A 17,215-nucleotide genomic window follows, 5' to 3' on the forward strand; every position below is an offset into this window, starting at 1 on the left:
TAGTTAGCCACTTTGACAACATGTACATAAAACCATGCCGTTTGAGCTGTATTAATTTTTGCATAATTAGCTACTCAAACGGCTTTTTGTTTTCATCTATTTTTTAGTATTAAACCATTTAAGTATAAATCGCTATTAATAGCTCAATATTCACACATTAAAATTGTGCGCATACGCTTTATATTAGGGTGATTACGCATGGGAAACTTTAAATAAGCTAATTTAACATAATGCATGTAGGTATATAAAAACCCCTTTATTCGCTAGGTCTACAAGTGACGTTACTACGTTGAATATAAGGCGAGGGTAACTGTATACTCGCGACTTTTATTAGTAATACCAAAAGCCTAAGACGATATTATTGTATTTATAAACAATTAGTTAGATACATATTGCTGTAATAATGTACTGCTAATTTTTACCCTCATTTAATTGAGGATAAAACAATGAAGACAATAATAAAGGCATCAATAGTACTTACAGGTTTATGTTTTGCGCACAGTGCAAGTGCAGACAATTGTTTACAAGGTTGCCCAACAGGTTTAGATAATGGCAATACAATTGAGCGAAGTATTTATACTTTAAAAAATAATCGTTATACAAAGTTTGCAGATTGGGTGGCTTACCATGTTACAACTAGCACTATGAGTGGACCATCGAGAAGCAGAAGTTGGAAAGCCGATCCAGATTTATACTCACATTACACGTTAGAACCCGCTGATTATACCGATGCGTATGCAACAATAAATACCGATAGAGGCCATCAAGTTCCATTAGCATCTTTTAGTAATACGGCTGATTGGAAACTAACAAACTTACTTTCTAATATTACGCCGCAATCATCCGCATTAAATCAAGGCCCATGGGTTAGGCTTGAATCTGCAGTGCGAAATCACGTAGGAAATGGAAATGATTTATATGTAGTAACAGGTCCATTATACGAATATTATTTTGCAGAGTTACCACAAGCTAACGAAGCGCATACCATTCCAAGTGGCTATTTTAAAATTGTTATGCAGCAAACTGGTAGCACAATTAAAGCATCGGCATTTATTATGGAGCAAACAGCAAGTCGTAGTGATAACTTTTGTAATACCGAAGTAAGTATTGATGAAGTTGAATCGCGCTCTGGTATAAATGTAATGCCAAACTTATCGTATAACAGTGCACAAACAATTGAATCATCAGTGTATGGTTTAAGGTCTGAACTAGGTTGTAACTAAGTCATATTATTTTTGAGTAAAGCCTTAGGTTTTGAAGAACTTAAATCTAAGGCTTTAAATTAAACCTGATATGAGGTTCGATAAATGCTTGTAGCAGTAAGTTAGCTCTAAATAAAATGATAGAAACAACGATTACTAAATTTGAGTCTGTTTAAAAAAGGTAATTAATAAAGGCAATTAATTTTTATAAAGGGAGTATAGAGGCAGCTATATGGAATTTGTAATTGTTAGGCTTTATAAAATTGAAAGACTACATAAATATTTGCGAAAATATCGGTGTAAAATAATGTAGTACGTAAGTTGTTGTGAAAGTTACTGTGCATAACAATTTGAACGGTTAACTGAAAGACCAACTTTAAAAGACTATTACAAAACACCAGAAATAGGGGTTTATAGTTACTCTGATTATGTATTAACTTACCTTATTTAACATAATATAAATTATAGGTAATTATGTATATTATAATAAGGAGTGCGTATTACACTCCTGCTATGTCCAATACTAGACGGTATCGGACATTAAGATTGTTTTTGCCAAGCTATACCAAGCCTTACTTTGCTCAGTGCTTTTAGTTTATTTCTGGTCATTACGCTTTTCTTATCCATTACACTTAAAACTTTACTAACTATATTACTTACAAAGAACTTTAAGCATTGGCTACTTTAAAATTTTTACCACAGCAGTTTTTGCTTTGCTATTTTCATTGGCGCTCTTTTATTACAGCGCTATTTAAAACGTTTTATAAAAAGCTTAAATTTATTAATAACTTTATTGGCATTTTAAATGAGCCTTTATTTTCCTTTTTGAAAAATAAAGGCTCATTCAGTCAGTTATTATCCGTAGATTTTAAAAAGCTACCTAAAACAACCTTGTTTAATCCATACTTAAAATACGTTCTGCTGTGTATTCGTTAGTAATTAAACCACTGATCATATTTGATCTAACTGCACCAAGTATCGCAAGTACTTTATCTTCACCGGCGGCTATAGCGTAAATTTGTTTATTACCTTCAATTTTTAATGGCGTACTGGCAACACGTTGGTTTACAGTGCAGTCAATTAATTGGCCGCGTTTGTCGTAAACCCAGCTGATCATTTCGCCCACAGCCCCTAAATTTTGTAGCTCTTTTAGCTCTTGCTCATCAACAAAGCCATCAATATGCAATGGCGATTTTTCGCCTAGGCTACCTACACCCACAAATGTTACGTCGGCTTGAGTGGCCAATTTTAAGTTACTGGTAATATTATGTTGTGAATGCAATTGCTGTTTTTCTTCAACACTTCTTGGTAATACAGGAAGCGGCATTGGGTAATGCTTTGCATTTATATGCTCGGCCATTCTAACAACTACATCATATGGTGAAGCCGACCCATCAAGTGCCATATTACCAAGCATAGCCACTACTTTGTGTTGGCTACAATCTAGCGTTGGCAGTTCATCAACACATGCACGTAATACGCGCCCAGTCCCCATAGCTAAAATTTTTGGTGTTTCTGATTTTAAATGGCGTTGTATTTCAGCAGCACCAGCTTGCGCTAAACCTACTGTAGAGTTTGGATCTGAGCCATCGCTAGGCACTACTTCACAAGAGTCTAAGCCAAAACGGCTTTTAATTTTTTCTGCTAAATCCATACATTTAGCAATAGGATGATCGAGCCTTACTTTAATAAGCCCTTGGCTTACAGATAATGCCACCATACGTTGAGCCGATTGACGAGATACATTGAGCTTTTTGGCAATTTCGTCTTGTGTTTTTCCCGCAACATAATAGAGCCACCCTGCTCTAGCTGCATCATCGAGCTTACGTATTTCTGTATTTGATAGCTTTGCCACATAAACCTCTTATTTTGATAAGCCGCTTAGTTTTAGCGATAAATCATTTTATAATATTTGCAAATATATCATTCATTTATAAAATGCCGAAGTGTCACATTAATTTAATAGCCAATACTTTAAGGTAAATTTGCTATTCCTAAAGTATTGGCTTAAAACGCTCGATTAAACTGCTGGGTTTTTAATCGTTAAACCATTTTTATCAAATCTATGTACCTTGAGCTCAGGCGCACTTAAATAAATTGTATCGCCATATTGTAGTGGGCAATCGCCATCTGCTTTTACCGTAACCGTACTGCCATCGCTAATAGTTACATGTAAAAAGCTTTCTGAGCCTAAATGCTCTATTACGCCTACTGTACCTTGCCAAGTTCCTGACTCAGTTGAAATTTCAAAGTGCTCAGGACGCACACCCAAACTGTGCGTTTGTGCATGGCTATCGTTATCTACTTCAATAAAGTTCATTTTTGGTGAACCAATAAAGCCTGCCACAAATTTATTTACCGGGTGCTGATACAGCTCAAGTGGCGTACCAACTTGCTCAATAATCCCCCCATTAAATACCGCAATTCTGTCTGCCATTGTCATCGCTTCAACTTGGTCATGAGTTACATAAATCATTGTTGTAGCTAAGCTTTTGTGTAGCTCAGAAATTTCTAAGCGCATATTTACACGTAGTGATGCATCTAAATTTGACAGTGGTTCGTCAAACAAAAAAGCCGACGGTTGCCTTACTATTGCACGCCCTATTGCTACACGTTGGCGTTGCCCACCCGATAATTGCCCGGGTTTACGGTCTAGGTAATCAGTTAAATTAAGTATTTTAGCGGCATTTGCTATTTTACTTTCAATTTCAGCAGGGCTTACTTTTGCACGTTTTAGTGGAAACGCAATATTATTGCGCACACTCATATGCGGGTACAAAGCGTACGACTGAAATACCATAGCTAAACCACGTTTTGCCGGTGGCGTTTGTGTTGCATCTTGACCGTCAATCTCAATTGTGCCGCTGGTTGTGTCTTCTAATCCGGCAATCATACGAAGTAATGTTGATTTACCACAGCCCGATGGCCCTACAAATACAATAAATTCACCGTCTTTTATCTCTAAATCAAGCGGTTTAATTACGTTAACTTCATCAAAACTTTTAGTTACTTTTTTTAGTGTGATGCTGCCCATGTGTGTTCTCCTACTTTACTGCGCCAAAGCTTAAGCCGCGCACTAATTGTTTTTGACTAAACCAACCAAGAATTAATATTGGCACAATGGCCATGGCAGATGCTGCCGACAACTTGGCGTAAAATAACCCTTCAGGGCTTGAGTAACTGGCAATAAATGCCGTTAGTGGTGCGGCATTCGCAGCGGTTAAAATGAGTGTCCAAAATGCTTCGTTCCATGCCAAAATTACGTTTAACAGTAATGTTGAGGCTATGCCAGGTAATGCGATTGGCAGTAATACATGAAATATTTCTTCGCCAATAGTTGCACCATCCATTCGTGACGCTTCTAAAATTTCACCCGGAATTTCTCTAAAGTAGGTGTATAACATCCATACCATAATCGGTAAGTTTATTAAGGTCATAACAATAACTAAGCCAAGTTTTGTATCTAATAAAGCAAAGTCTCTAAAGAGTAAATAAATAGGAATTAACACCCCTACCGGCGGGAGCATTTTTGTAGAAAGCATCCACATAAGTAGGTTTTTAGTTTTTTTCGTTTGCACAAACGCCATTGACCACGCGGCTGGTACGGCTATTAATAAGCCCAATAAACTTGAGCCGAGTGATATAACCACCGAGTTCCAAAAGTGATCAAAATACGGCGAGCGGGCTAACACATCTTGATAGTTTTCCAGTGTCCAATCAAAAGCAAATAACGCTGGTGTGGCTGATATTGCTTCTGCTTCGGTTTTAAAACTGGTGATTAATGTCCATAAAATTGGGAAAAATATCATCCCACTGATGGTCCATGCTGCCAGGGTATAAATTAGTTTTGATTTTTTGTTTGCTGCACTAGCCATGATTAACCCTCTAAGTTTTTACCAATAAGGCGCATTAAAAATATGGCTACAATATTGGCAATAATTACTGCAACTATGCCCCCTGCTGAGCCCCCGCCTACATCAAATTGTAATAACGATTGGGTGTAAATTAAGTAAGTAATATTGGTTGATGCATACCCAGGCCCACCACTGGTTGTCACTAAAATTTCTGCAAAAATAGACAGTAAAAATATAGTTTCAATTAAAATAACAGCGGTAACAGCGCGTGATAAATGCGGCAGCACTATGTAAAAAAACTTACTAAAAGGCCCTGCACCATCTAAATCGGCAGCTTCGAGTTGTTCACGGTCAAGGGATTGAATTGCCGTGAGTAATATCAACGCAGCAAACGGTAACCACTGCCAAGAAACAATAATAATGATTGAAAACAAAGGCATTTGCGCAAAAAAGTCGATAGGTTCAAACCCGAGCCAAATTGCAAAGTGTGCAAATAATCCGTTTACAGGGTTCATAAACATGTTTTTCCACACCAAAGCCGATACGGTTGGCATAACAAAAAATGGGGCGAGAACCATAATACGAACATAGTTTCGCCCCCATATTGCTTGGTCGAGGAGAACAGCTAAACCGATACCACCACAAATGGTGATAGCTAATACACCCGTTACTAAATAAAGGGTATTAAAAAAGGATTCAACAAATGCGGGATCTGTTAAAAAAAACTCGTAGTTTAAAAAGCCTACAAATTCGCGTTCACCGGGAATAAGTAAGTTGTAATCTACAAATGAGAAATAGAGTGTCATGCACAGCGGCACTATCATCCATCCTAGTAATAAAATTACACTAGGAAATAGCATTATGCGTGCAAGCGTACGAGACTGTGTAGTTGCCATATCAGTGACCTTGAAAAAGTCAGCATTAACCTTAGCAACAGCGACAAACGGCTACTAGATAACATGCTAATGCTGACGAAAAATACGAGGTAAGCGCTAAACTTACCCGCCTACTTATTTATTTTGGGTAGCGCGCTTTACGCATTGTGCGCTCAACTAGGCGTTGTGATGTGTTAAGCGCTTGCTCAACAGTCATTTGCCCAGTAAGTGCAGCGGAAAACTGTTGCCCAACAGCAGTGCCAATTCCTTGAAATTCAGGGATAGCAACAAACTGAATGCCAACATAAGGCACGGGTTTAACAGTAGGGTTTTTCGGGTCGGCCGAATTAATAGAATCAAGCGTTATTTGTGCAAACGGTGCTGCATTCATGTATTGCTCGTTTTCATAAAGTGATGCGCGAGTACCCGGCGGTACTTTTGCCCAGCCTTTGTTATCGGCAACTAATTGGCTGTACTCTTTTGATGTTGCCCAGCTAATAAATTTCATTGCAGCATCAGATTTTTTACTACTAGAAGGAATTGCAAGTGTCCATGACCATAGCCAATTACCACGTTTTCCTAGGCCATTATCTGGTGCAAGTGCAAAGCCTACTTTATCAGCGACTTCAGAATCTTTTTTATTGGTTACAAATGCGCCAGCAACCGTTGCATCAATCCAAATACCACATTTACCCGTTTGAAATAACGCTAGGTTTTCGTTAAACCCATTCGCTGACGAACCCGCAGGTCCAGACTCTTTCATAACATCTACATAGTACTGGAGTGTGGCTTTCCACTCAGGGGTATTAAATTGTGGTTTCCAATTTTCATCAAACCAGCGAGCGCCAAACGAATTTGCCATTGAAGTAATTAAAGCAACATTTTCGCCCCAACCCGCTTTACCGCGTAAGCAAAGGCCATAAACACCTTCATCTTTATTGGTCATCGCTTTTGCAGCTTTTTGAATAAAGCTCCACGTAGGCGCCTTTGGCATTTCTAGGCCAGCTTTTTCCATTAGGTCTGTACGGTACATAACCATAGAGCTTTCGCCATAAAATGGGGCTGCGTATAATTTGTTATCTATGGTTAAACCACTGCGAATAGCCGGTAGTAAGTCATCAACGTCGTAATTTTCACCTAGGTTATCAAGCTCAGTTAGCCAGTTTTGTTTACCCCAAATTGGCACTTCATATGTGCCAATTGTCATTACATCGTATTGGCCACCTTTTGTGGCAACATCAGTTGTTACACGTTGACGTAAAATATTTTCTTCTAGTGTTACCCATTTTAATGAAATATCTGGGTTTTGTTCTTCAAAATGATTGCTAAGCTCTTTCATGGTGATCATGTCACCATTATTAACAGTGGCAATGGTTATGGTTTCTTTAGCGGCTACGTTAATAGCCATAACTGAACACGCGAGCATTAATAATTTAGTTTTCATCGGGTTAACCCTCATAAATATGTTAAATGACGCTTAAAAAATAACTGTAAAGCGCCTTAGTAAATAAAGCGGTGAGTAATTTCAACGTATTTTCAGCGCTGAAATTACCTTTAAACCAAACAGTAAGTTAGTAAGCTATTTAAAATTTAACTGAGATTTCTGAGGTAAAACCGTCAAAACCACGACCAATTTGGCCGCCTGAGTTTGCGCCTTCTTCTTGGTTTACATACTCAACTTTTAAAAGTGTCGAATCTGTAAACCAGTAACCTGCGGCTACTTGTAAGCGCTCAACGGTGTTATCGTTTTGGCTGATTAGATCGGAAGTGTTTTCTGACTCTGCATAGCGCGCGGCTACGTAAAGTTTTTCAGGAATGATATATTGCTGTGCTTCAACGGCGTAATATTCTACTGAGCTTTCCCCTTTAATTACACTGTTAGAATCAAACGAGGCACCGTTTTCGTCTGCCACGCCATCTGTACCAAAGTAGGTAATACCTGCCACTGCGTTACCTGCAGAGTCTGCAAAGGTGTAATCGTCAGACGATTTACCCAACATTAAAATGATGCTGGTTTGATCTGATGGCTGATACGCTAAATTTAATTGAATGATAGACTGATCAAGCCCTGGCATAACACCTACGTGAGTATCACGTTCGCTTGAAGGAGAAGCCGAAAAGTTATAGTTTTCGCCATCACCAAAACGGTAATTTGTTGTTGTGAGTCCATCTAAGCTCGCTACGCCATTTTCAAAACGAAGTTGGTCGCCTTGGTTTGCTTGTAAGTAATTTAAGCCAACTTTAAAGCCACCTTCAAACTCTAATGTACCTTGTAAGCGGTAATTAAAGCCTCTATCTTCTTGAAATGCTTCGCCAAAGCTTGATGTAGTAATATGACCCGCTACGTTATAAGAACGAAGCACACCACTATCAAAAGTTTCTGTGTAGCTTAATTGTGCACCGTTTTCTGCGGTTGCGTAGTCGTTAATGCCGTTACCAATTAAGGCATTACTTTGGTTATCAGCGCCGTCTTGAAAACCTTTAAACTGAAATGGAGACGCACCAATATTACCTAAACGAAGCGTTAAATTTTCGTTTTCGTTTGGTGTGCCGTATAAGCCAAGTAAATCAAATTCAATACCTGCAAAGTCGTTATGGAACGAAAAATCACGGTCGCCGCCGCCAAAATCGTTTGGCTCTTCGGCTATATCAATGTCGGCAGTAATGTATTCATTTATATGAAACTTAAGCATTAAGTTAGCTCTAATACGCCCAAAACCTGATGACTGCTCTTCATCTCCAGGACGAAATGCACCGTCTTTAGCTTGAATAGACTGAAAGTTTTGCATTGCTAGAAAGTTAACGTCAAGGCGGTCAAAGTAATCTGACATTTCTGCTTGTGCTGGCGCCGCCAACGCTGCTGCTACTAAAGTTAGCGCAAATTTAGCTTTCTTATTATTTAACATAATGAACTCTCTATATAGTGTGTTGTGTATTTTCAGTGTGCAGCTAAAGCGAATGAGCATTTTACTTTAATGTGTTTTTAAACTTCTTAATGGGCATTGGCTCAGCTAGTGAGCATAATCACAAATGAATAATGTAACGTCAACATCTTTTATTACAAAACATTTACATGAAATCGTACTTATAAAAATTTACATTTATAAACAATGGTTTAATAGTTTTGAATTCCAAAATAAAATTGCCAGTTATGACTAAAGTCTTATTTAAAATGTTCTGTAGAGGACTATTGAAGAGCGTTATTTAACATTTATTAACCAATTAAATGGTATGGGCGTTTAATTAATACGGCAGGTTTAGGCGCGTAAAAGCGCTAATTGGTTGTTTTTTGATTTACTTTCTTGAGCTTATACAGTGCTTAGCATAAAATTAAATTACTTTAGATGTATAAAAAATAGAAGTAATTAACATATGGAATTTGTGCGCCCGCTTGAGCCTATACTTATTATTGATGACGTTAAGGAAATACGTGACTACCTAAACCAAATATTAACAGAGCTAGGCTTTGAAGATATTTTAGAAAGCAACGATTACCTTTCTGCAAAACCCCTTCTTGATAAAAAATCACCCAATGTCATATTTTTGGATGTGGACTTACCTGATTCTGAAAGCTCTGATATTCTAGAACATATTAATGATAGCTACCCTCACGCTCACGTTGTTATGTGCTCGGGTCATAACACCCTTGAAAACGTGCAAAATACATGGGAATTAGGCGCTAAAGGCTTTATAGAAAAACCTTTTAACGCTAAAAAAGTTAATTCTGTTATGAAGCGCCTCGAACTAAGCGAATAAAATAAGGTCAGTATGCAAAGCACTGTTACGGCAATTATCGACGATTTATCGAGTGTTATTTTTGGAAAAAAACAACAAGTAAAACTAGCACTCACCTGCTTATTCAGTGAAGGACATTTACTGATAGAAGATTTACCCGGTATGGGCAAAACTACGCTCTCACATGCACTTGCTGCTGTGCTTGGGCTGTCGTATCAGCGTATACAATTTACAAGCGATCTTTTACCTGCCGATATTTTAGGAACTAATGTATTTAACGCTAATGAGCACACGTTTACATTTCATAAAGGGCCGATTTTTAGCCAAGTTGTATTAGCAGATGAAATAAACCGCGCGGGCCCTAAAACGCAAAGTGCATTGCTTGAGGCGATGGAAGAGCAGCAAGTTACAGTAGATGGTACTAAGTACACATTACCAAATTCTTTTTTTGTAATTGCCACGCAAAACCCGCTTTATCAGTCGGGTACTTACCCACTTCCAGAATCGCAGTTAGATCGATTTTTAATGCGCATAAGTTTGGGTTTTCCTCCTAAAGAGGCTGAAAAACAACTTATTTTAAACATTAAACCGCGAGACTACAGCCAATTACCACAAAGAATAGACGCTAAGCAGCTACAGCAAATTCAAACCTTAATTAACCAAATTGTGATAAGTAGCCCTGTAATCGATTATATTATTGAATTAGTAACGCACACTCGTCAAAGCGCAGCATTTGCAGGCTCGCTCTCTCCTAGGGCAAGTATGGCGCTTGCCAAAGCGGCTAAGTCGTGGGCATTTATTGAAGGGCGAGAGTTTGTAACCCCTGACGATGTACAAGCTGTATTTGCCAGTGTGTGCCAACACCGATTAGGACTGCATAACGAGTCAGGCGAAGCGCAAGTAAATGAAATCTTAAAAACCGTTGCTGTGCCAGTTTAACGTGTTATTTAAAAAAAAAGCTAAAAAGGTCAGTATATTAGGCGCATTAAAAAAGCGTATACTTAATAAACTACTTAAAAAAAAGCATTCAAAGCAATCCATTACGCTGGCTCATAACAATATATATGTAGTGCCCTCGCAGCTCGGCTTTTACTTTATTATTGTGGCTATTTTAAATTTTGTTATGGGCATTAATTATCAAAATAACTTAATTTTGGTGATGGCTTATTTAATGTTTGTGGTGATGATTATTGCCGTTCTGCTTGGTTATACAAATGCCAAAGGGCTAAAAGTTGAATATATAAAAAGTTTTGCCAGCTTCTCACCAAATAAAGGCTCGGTTAAATTTATTTTAAAAGCCCCTACACTTACTCAATCAGTATCGCTTAGCTACTCGAGTGACTCAGAATACGCAAAGCACTTAGCGCAAGTTACGCCCAAAGACAGCGCTTTAATTATTAACCTACCTTATAATGCCCGCGGTAAATATACCCTTGAACGTTTTAAAATACACAGTAATTACCCATTTGGGCTGGTAAGCGTGTGGAGTTATATACAACCTAATGACTCTATTTACGTTTACCCTGCGCCAGAGCATGTATTAAACGACACTTACAACAGTACGTTTGAACACACAACGCAAACAGGCAGTATTAAAGAGCCCGGCAGCGAAGAGTTTGATGAGCTAATTACGCATTTACCAGAAATGGGATTGCAGCGAATTTCATGGAAACATTATGCTAAATCGCAGCAGTTACTCGTTAAAGAATTTATAGATTATAAAAAGTCCGATATTGTTTTTGATTTTAACCTGCTAACGGGTAACACCGAGCAACGCTTGAGTCAGCTTTGCTTTTTAGTGTGTAATGCATGCGAAAACAACACGCCGTTTACACTAATTTTGCCCTCAGCAAATTACAAAGCAACTAACGACGCGCACGATAAACGACAGTGTTTAGCACTTCTGAGCGAATACGGCGGAGCAAATAATGGCTGAGCTATTAAATTACCGGGCAATTAATTTAGCAATGAGCTTTATATATGCTTGCTTATTTGCGTTTTATTTATCGCATATGCCCATACTGTTTATTGGGGTTTTATCGCTTTTATGTCTTTGGAACGTGTACTTAACACTGACTAACAACCCTAAACCTAACGCGTGGCTTGCAAATGTTTTGGCTGGATTAGCTTTAATATTAATGATTTACACCATAGGTATAGGCGATACAGTCATATTGTTTGTTGCTATGTTATTGCTCTCTAGTATTTTTAAATTACTGCAGGCTAAAACAAAAAAACATTACCATATTATTGTCACACTCACGTTTTTTTCTATTTCATCGGCGTATTTGTTTAACCAAAGCATAATAACCACCTTAACCATGAGCGCCCTATTTTTACTCAACTTTGCTGTATTGAGTTTAATTGAATCTTCTCATAGTTTAAAATTAGCCTCCAAACAAAGTGCTAAGTTGTTATTTATTGCTTTGCCCTTAGCTATATTTTTGCTGTTGTTTTTACCTAAAATGCCCGCTTTTTGGCAGTTACCTGGGCCAAAGCTTGCTAAAACAGGGCTCTCTGAACAGGTAGACCCGTTTGATATTGCAAAGCTGTCTAATTCTGATGAACTGGTTTTTAGAGCGCGTTTTGATAACGACACGCCCGCCTCACCTTATTATTGGCGAGCACTTGTGCACGATACCTTTGATGGTAAAGCGTGGAAAACATCTGATTTATTAAAATATAATAATCAAAGTGCTGATCCCAATAAACAAATTGCAGTACAAAATACCTACACAATTATTGCCGAGCCTGCTAATCAAAAATGGTTATATGGGCTTGAATACGCAACCAGTAACAATAAAAATGTAGAAAGTAATTCGCTAGGGTTATTACGAAAAAAACAATATCAAGCTAAAAGCTTGCAGTATCAGGTATCAAGTGCAGCACTGAGTACAGAACAACTTTCAAATTGGCAAACCGCTTATTACACACGTTTAAATAACCAAACAAACCAACAAGCAGCCAAGCTTGCTGCCGAACTTAAACAATCAACAACCTCGCAAAGTGACTTTTATAATGCATTGCTTAGCTACTTTGCGAAACAAGAATTTAGTTACACGTTAACCCCTGAGCCAATGACCGGTGACAGCACTATTGATCAATTTTTATTTGATAAAAAGCGCGGCTTTTGCGGCCATTACGCCAGTGCAGCAGCGTATATTTTTAGAAGCGCCGGTATTCCCGCGCGCTTGGCCAGCGGTTATTTAGGTGGTGAAAAAAACCAAACAAATAATTATTTATCGATTCGTCAATACGATGCCCACGCTTGGGTTGAAGTGTATATTAATAATCAGTGGCAAATTTTTGATGCCACTGCGGTGGTCGCCCCCGAGCGGCTAAATGGTTCACTTTCGCAAAACGAAGAACTCAATGATGAATTTAAAAGTAATCTCGATTTTGGCTTAGTGAGTTTAAGTAACTTTGCAGCCGTTAATTGGTTAAGGCTCAAACTAGAAACCCTTGATTACCAATGGACTAGCTGGGTACTTGGCTTTGACGAAGAAAAGCAAAGCAATTTTTTAAAATCACTTTTTGGTAGTAAACATCTTTGGTTGGTACCTTTAGCGGTTGTTTTAGGGCTTGCTTTTAGCTTTGCTGCTTACTTTATTTATTTAAATTGGCCACGCAATAAAAGTAAATGCCCGCCGTTAGTTTCAGAATTTGAGGTAATTAAGCACTGGGCAGATAAAAACGACATAGCGGCGCCTAGTCACTATTCACCTAATCAGCAGTTAATACACTTTGCTGAGCAAAGCCCTAATGCTGCGGAACCTTTAAGCGAATTTAGCTATTTATTTAACCAAGTGCGCTACGCTAAAAAACCTTTTACTAAAGAACGTAAAAATCAGGCTAAAGATCTGATAAAATTAATTAAATCTTCAAAATAGAGAAAACTATGAATGCGGTTGTTATAGGCGTTATTTTAATGCTTGGGCTCTCCTTAGCCCGTGTAAATGTCATTGTAGCTATGATAATTAGTGCACTTGTAGCTGGTTTAACAGCGGGTTTAGGGATAAAAGAAAGTGTTGATGCATTTAATTCTGGCTTGTCGGCCGGCGCTGAAATTGCACTAAGTTACGCAATGTTAGGGGCCTTTGCAGTGGCTATTTCAAAATCGGGATTAACCCGTATCCTCGCCGAAAAGCTATTAAACAAAGTGAATGCACAAGGTGCAGGCAGCGAAACCTTTTTAAGCTATTTTATTTTATTAATTATATTAGGCTGCGCTATTTCTTCTCAAAATTTAGTGCCTGTGCACATAGCCTTTATACCTATTTTAATCCCCCCTTTGCTCGTTGTGTTTAATCAACTACGTTTAGACCGCCGCGCTATTGCTTGTATATTAACGTTTGGTTTAGCTACCTCTTACATGGTATTGCCTTATGGATTTGGTGGCATTTACTTATACTCTATTTTGCATAAAAACTTAGTTGATAACGGTCTAGACATAGTTAACACCCAAGTGCCTATGGCAATGATTATTCCTGCCTGCGGTATGCTGGTTGGGTTAATTATTGCGGTGTTTATAAGTTACGCAAAGCGCCGTGACTACAAAGCGCAACCGTTAACAACACAAAGCAAAGCTACCGACATTGAGAAACCAAAAAAAGTAATGATAGTAGGTTTGTTTGCTGTGCTTTCATCCTTGGTTGCTCAAAACCTAAGTGGCTCTATGATATTAGGCGGCCTTGTTGGCGTAATGATATTTAGTGTATTTGGTGTTGTTAAGTGGGAAGAAAACGGCGACGTATTTAGTAAAGGCGTCGCCATGATGGCAATGATTGGTTTTATTATGATTTCGGCTCAAGGATTTGCCTCGGTAATGAAAGCAACCGGTGATGTAGCAAGTTTAGTTCACAGTGGTGCGGCATTATTTGATGGCAATAAGCCCCTCGCTGCGGCCTCTATTTTATTAGTGGGATTATTGATAACAATGGGTATTGGTAGTTCGTTCTCTACAGTGCCAATTATAGCTACCTTATTTGTTCCTTTATGTTTAGATTTAGGTTTCTCGGTTATGGCAACTGCGGCTTTAGTGGGTACAGCGGGTGCATTAGGTGATGCGGGCTCTCCTGCCTCAGACTCTACACTTGGGCCAACCTCGGGTTTAAATGCCGATGGTCAACATGACCATATACGAGATTCGGTGATCCCCACCTTTATTCATTTTAATATTCCATTACTTATATTTGGTTGGATTGCGGCTATGGTGCTTTAACTCCTCTTTACCTATAGTGTGTATAATTCATTATTTTTAAGGCATGTATTCCATGCCTTTTTTATACCTACCTCTTTGCTGATCTAATCTATATATTTTTATAGTTGCTAAGATTGCTTTTACAACTAATTAGTATGATGTGTTCTTTTGCTATAATTAAATAAGCACCTAATAAAGATGCTTATTTAAAGTCCCTTGCCTTAATATTTACTTATCAAAACCGTAAATCATTTTATCGCATATCACCGGTGTCGGTCTGTGATCATCATCTACGGCTACAAAGGTAAAGCTGCCTGAAATAGCCGAGTGCTTATCATCTTTATGCATGGTTTCTAAACAAATATCCACATCCACTTTAAGTGATGTATTGCCCACATGCACAACTTTAGCAATTAGCTCAGCAAAAGTACCCGCTGGAATAGCCTCTTTAAAATCAACTCTATCAGATGAAATAGTCACTAACGGCTTTCGGCAAAAGCGAGTGGCGGCAATAAAAGCAACCTCGTCCATCCATGCTAACGCATCGCCACCAAACAATGTGTTGTGATGATTAGTGCGCCCAGGAAACACCGTTTTAGTAACCGAGGTCGTTGAGTCTTCAATACGCTTTGCAATAATTGCATCGCGGTTAATGTCTGTCATAGTATCTACTTTTTATTAGCAAGCTTATCTTGCATCAATAATGCTGGGTCTAGGCGCTCGCCTTCCCAGTTAAAACGCCAATCAAGGTGTGGGCCTGTTACACGCCCTGTTGCACCTATTTCGGCAACTTTGTCGCCTTGGGTTATTGTATCGCCTACTTTTACATCTAATTTACTTAAATGAATATATGTAGAAGTAACGCCATGGCCGTGGTCAATAATAAGCGTACCGCCCGAGTAGTATAAATCGGGGTCAGCAAACACCACGGTGCCACTAATCGGAGCATAAACAGGCGAGCCGGTTTTATTGGCTATATCTAAACCAAAATGTGGGCGTCGCGGTTCGCCGTTAAAATAACGTTGGCTACCATAAACACCCGATATACGCCCTTGTGCAGGCTTTAATACCGGCTCTAAAAAGTACTGTAAATCAGAGTTAACCGCCCGCGCTTTACGTATTGCTTGCGCCTCACGGCTAATACGTGCGCTTACTTCTTTAGGGGGCGACACATACTTTTTAGCCACACCGGTAATTTTATCAATTTTATAATCACGTTTAGTGATCATTAAATCTTGCGTGTGTGTTTTACCGTTAGTATCTACCCACGTAAGGGCGTGTTTTGCTTTCGCGTCGCGACCAAAGCCAAACACAAAATCGCCAGAGTCTGATAACTTTAATGTTTTACCATCTAGCGATACCGACTTTACATTTTCAAGCTTGCCTGTCACTAAGCCGCCCTGCGTTAGGTGCCCTTTTAGCTCAAGCGCTAATGCACTAAAACTAGTTGTGGTTACAAGCGCTGTGGCTAAAAGAGTTTTAAGCATAACTAATCGATCCCTTTCCTACGCCTTCATATGCGGTAATTTTTACGTCTTTGTCTGGGTATTCTGCCTTAACTTGCTCAGCAAGATGTTGAGCAATACATTCTACCGTTGTATCAACTGGTAAAATGTCACAGCGTGACTCGCTTATCGCCATTTCAAAGTAACCTTGTGCAGCGGTGTAAGCAAAACACACATCATCGTTTTTAGCGCTTATGTGTTTTAATTCGCTTGCTGTGATTTGGTCTTCACGTGTGGCTAAGTAAATATCTTGCCATTTTTCTGCCCATTGCTTTTGTAAGCGTGGCATAGACATACCATCTAAATTAATACCAATTTGCGAGCGATGGCCATGAATAATACGCTGACAGTTACCATCGTGCTTTTTAAGGCCATGGCTGTAATGATAATAAAAACTTTGGCTGTGCTCTGGTTTAAGCGTCAACTCAATTTTTTCAATGTTTCCTGGCAGTTTTGGTAAAATAGTGCCGATTAAAAATTCAGTCACTGATTCAACGCTAATTTCTGGTGCATCTATCATGCAATAAGCTTGATGCGGAGCACTCATGGCTAAATGGTGGTTATCACCAAATGTGCAATCGAGCGTTTTGTGCGAATCAAATTCTTGTACTGTGCCATTTAAACCTTTAGCAATTGCTAATTTGTGGTCTAAACAGTCGTCAATTATGCCTTTAATTTGCTTTTTAACTAAGCCAAAGTCTAACACCATAGACTCTTCATTTAGCTTGCCATGCAACGTTAAGTCAACAATCCAGCTCTCGCCAACGGCGCCGCGTTTGTTACATAAGTAAGAAAAATCAATCACTGTTAGTGAGTTAACAAAAAGGATCATAAACTTCCTTTA

Annotated in this window: 15 protein-coding genes; 6 read left to right on the forward strand and 9 right to left on the reverse strand. The window is 38.7% G+C overall.

Annotation, left to right across the window (positions count from 1 at the left end):
• Positions 1-446: 446 nt before the first annotated feature.
• Entirely contained in the window at positions 447-1,223 is a 777-nt protein-coding gene (locus NQT65_RS02455) for a DNA/RNA non-specific endonuclease (RefSeq protein WP_029772211.1), read from the forward strand.
• Between the two features lie 874 nt (positions 1,224-2,097).
• On the opposite strand, the gene NQT65_RS02460 is transcribed toward NQT65_RS02455, so the two are convergent.
• The 6 genes from NQT65_RS02460 to NQT65_RS02485 all read right to left on the reverse strand — a co-directional run bounded on the left by NQT65_RS02460 (position 2,098) and on the right by NQT65_RS02485 (position 8,837).
• Entirely contained in the window at positions 2,098-3,057 is a 960-nt protein-coding gene (locus tag NQT65_RS02460) for a sugar-binding transcriptional regulator (RefSeq protein ID WP_004586535.1), read from the reverse strand.
• 165 nt (positions 3,058-3,222) lie between these two features.
• A complete protein-coding gene (locus tag NQT65_RS02465; protein ID WP_256850413.1) occupies positions 3,223-4,236 on the reverse strand; it encodes an ABC transporter ATP-binding protein in 1,014 nt (337 codons plus the stop codon).
• A gap of 10 nt (positions 4,237-4,246) precedes the next feature.
• The gene (locus NQT65_RS02470) at positions 4,247-5,077 is read right to left on the reverse strand and encodes a carbohydrate ABC transporter permease (RefSeq protein WP_004586533.1); all 831 of its coding nucleotides are present in this window, start codon (positions 5,075-5,077) and stop codon (positions 4,247-4,249) included.
• Between the two features lie 2 nt (positions 5,078-5,079).
• Positions 5,080-5,952, reverse strand: a complete 873-nt coding sequence (locus NQT65_RS02475; protein WP_024033631.1) for a carbohydrate ABC transporter permease — start codon at positions 5,950-5,952, stop codon at positions 5,080-5,082.
• Between the two features lie 118 nt (positions 5,953-6,070).
• Positions 6,071-7,375 carry an ABC transporter substrate-binding protein gene (locus tag NQT65_RS02480; protein ID WP_256850414.1) on the reverse strand — a complete coding sequence of 435 codons (1,305 nt, stop codon included), beginning with the start codon at positions 7,373-7,375 and terminating at the stop codon, positions 6,071-6,073.
• Between the two features lie 139 nt (positions 7,376-7,514).
• Positions 7,515-8,837, reverse strand: coding sequence for a hypothetical protein (locus tag NQT65_RS02485; RefSeq protein WP_256850415.1), 1,323 nt, complete (start codon positions 8,835-8,837; stop codon positions 7,515-7,517).
• 466 nt (positions 8,838-9,303) lie between these two features.
• Between NQT65_RS02485 and NQT65_RS02490 the strand changes: the two genes are divergently transcribed.
• The 5 genes from NQT65_RS02490 to NQT65_RS02510 are packed head-to-tail and all read left to right on the forward strand — an operon-like array spanning position 9,304 to position 14,887.
• Positions 9,304-9,687, forward strand: a complete 384-nt coding sequence (locus NQT65_RS02490; protein WP_029772290.1) for a response regulator — start codon at positions 9,304-9,306, stop codon at positions 9,685-9,687.
• 12 nt (positions 9,688-9,699) lie between these two features.
• Positions 9,700-10,605, forward strand: coding sequence for an AAA family ATPase (locus tag NQT65_RS02495; protein ID WP_256850416.1), 906 nt, complete (start codon positions 9,700-9,702; stop codon positions 10,603-10,605).
• Between the two features lies 1 nt (position 10,606).
• Entirely contained in the window at positions 10,607-11,602 is a 996-nt protein-coding gene (locus NQT65_RS02500) for a DUF58 domain-containing protein (RefSeq protein ID WP_256850417.1), read from the forward strand.
• Entirely contained in the window at positions 11,595-13,556 is a 1,962-nt protein-coding gene (locus tag NQT65_RS02505; protein ID WP_256850418.1) for a transglutaminase TgpA family protein, read from the forward strand. The genes NQT65_RS02500 and NQT65_RS02505 overlap by 8 nt, the downstream gene beginning before the upstream one ends.
• A gap of 8 nt (positions 13,557-13,564) precedes the next feature.
• On the forward strand, positions 13,565-14,887 hold the full coding sequence (locus tag NQT65_RS02510; RefSeq protein WP_256844962.1) for a Na+/H+ antiporter family protein: 1,323 nt from the start codon (positions 13,565-13,567) through the stop codon (positions 14,885-14,887).
• A 207-nt stretch (positions 14,888-15,094) separates the two neighbouring features.
• On the opposite strand, the gene NQT65_RS02515 is transcribed toward NQT65_RS02510, so the two are convergent.
• Genes NQT65_RS02515 through NQT65_RS02525 form a run of 3 tightly spaced genes read right to left on the reverse strand, consistent with a single transcriptional unit; the run spans position 15,095 to position 17,203 of the window.
• Entirely contained in the window at positions 15,095-15,529 is a 435-nt protein-coding gene (locus tag NQT65_RS02515; RefSeq protein ID WP_256844961.1) for an acyl-CoA thioesterase, read from the reverse strand.
• Between the two features lie 5 nt (positions 15,530-15,534).
• The gene (locus tag NQT65_RS02520; protein ID WP_138685719.1) at positions 15,535-16,353 is read right to left on the reverse strand and encodes a M23 family metallopeptidase; all 819 of its coding nucleotides are present in this window, start codon (positions 16,351-16,353) and stop codon (positions 15,535-15,537) included.
• Positions 16,346-17,203, reverse strand: a complete 858-nt coding sequence (locus tag NQT65_RS02525) for a 6-carboxytetrahydropterin synthase (protein ID WP_256850419.1) — start codon at positions 17,201-17,203, stop codon at positions 16,346-16,348. The genes NQT65_RS02520 and NQT65_RS02525 overlap by 8 nt, the downstream gene beginning before the upstream one ends.
• Between the last annotated feature and the right edge of the window lie 12 nt (positions 17,204-17,215).

Source organism: Pseudoalteromonas agarivorans, assembly GCF_024518735.1.
Lineage (GTDB): Bacteria > Pseudomonadota > Gammaproteobacteria > Enterobacterales > Alteromonadaceae > Pseudoalteromonas > Pseudoalteromonas atlantica.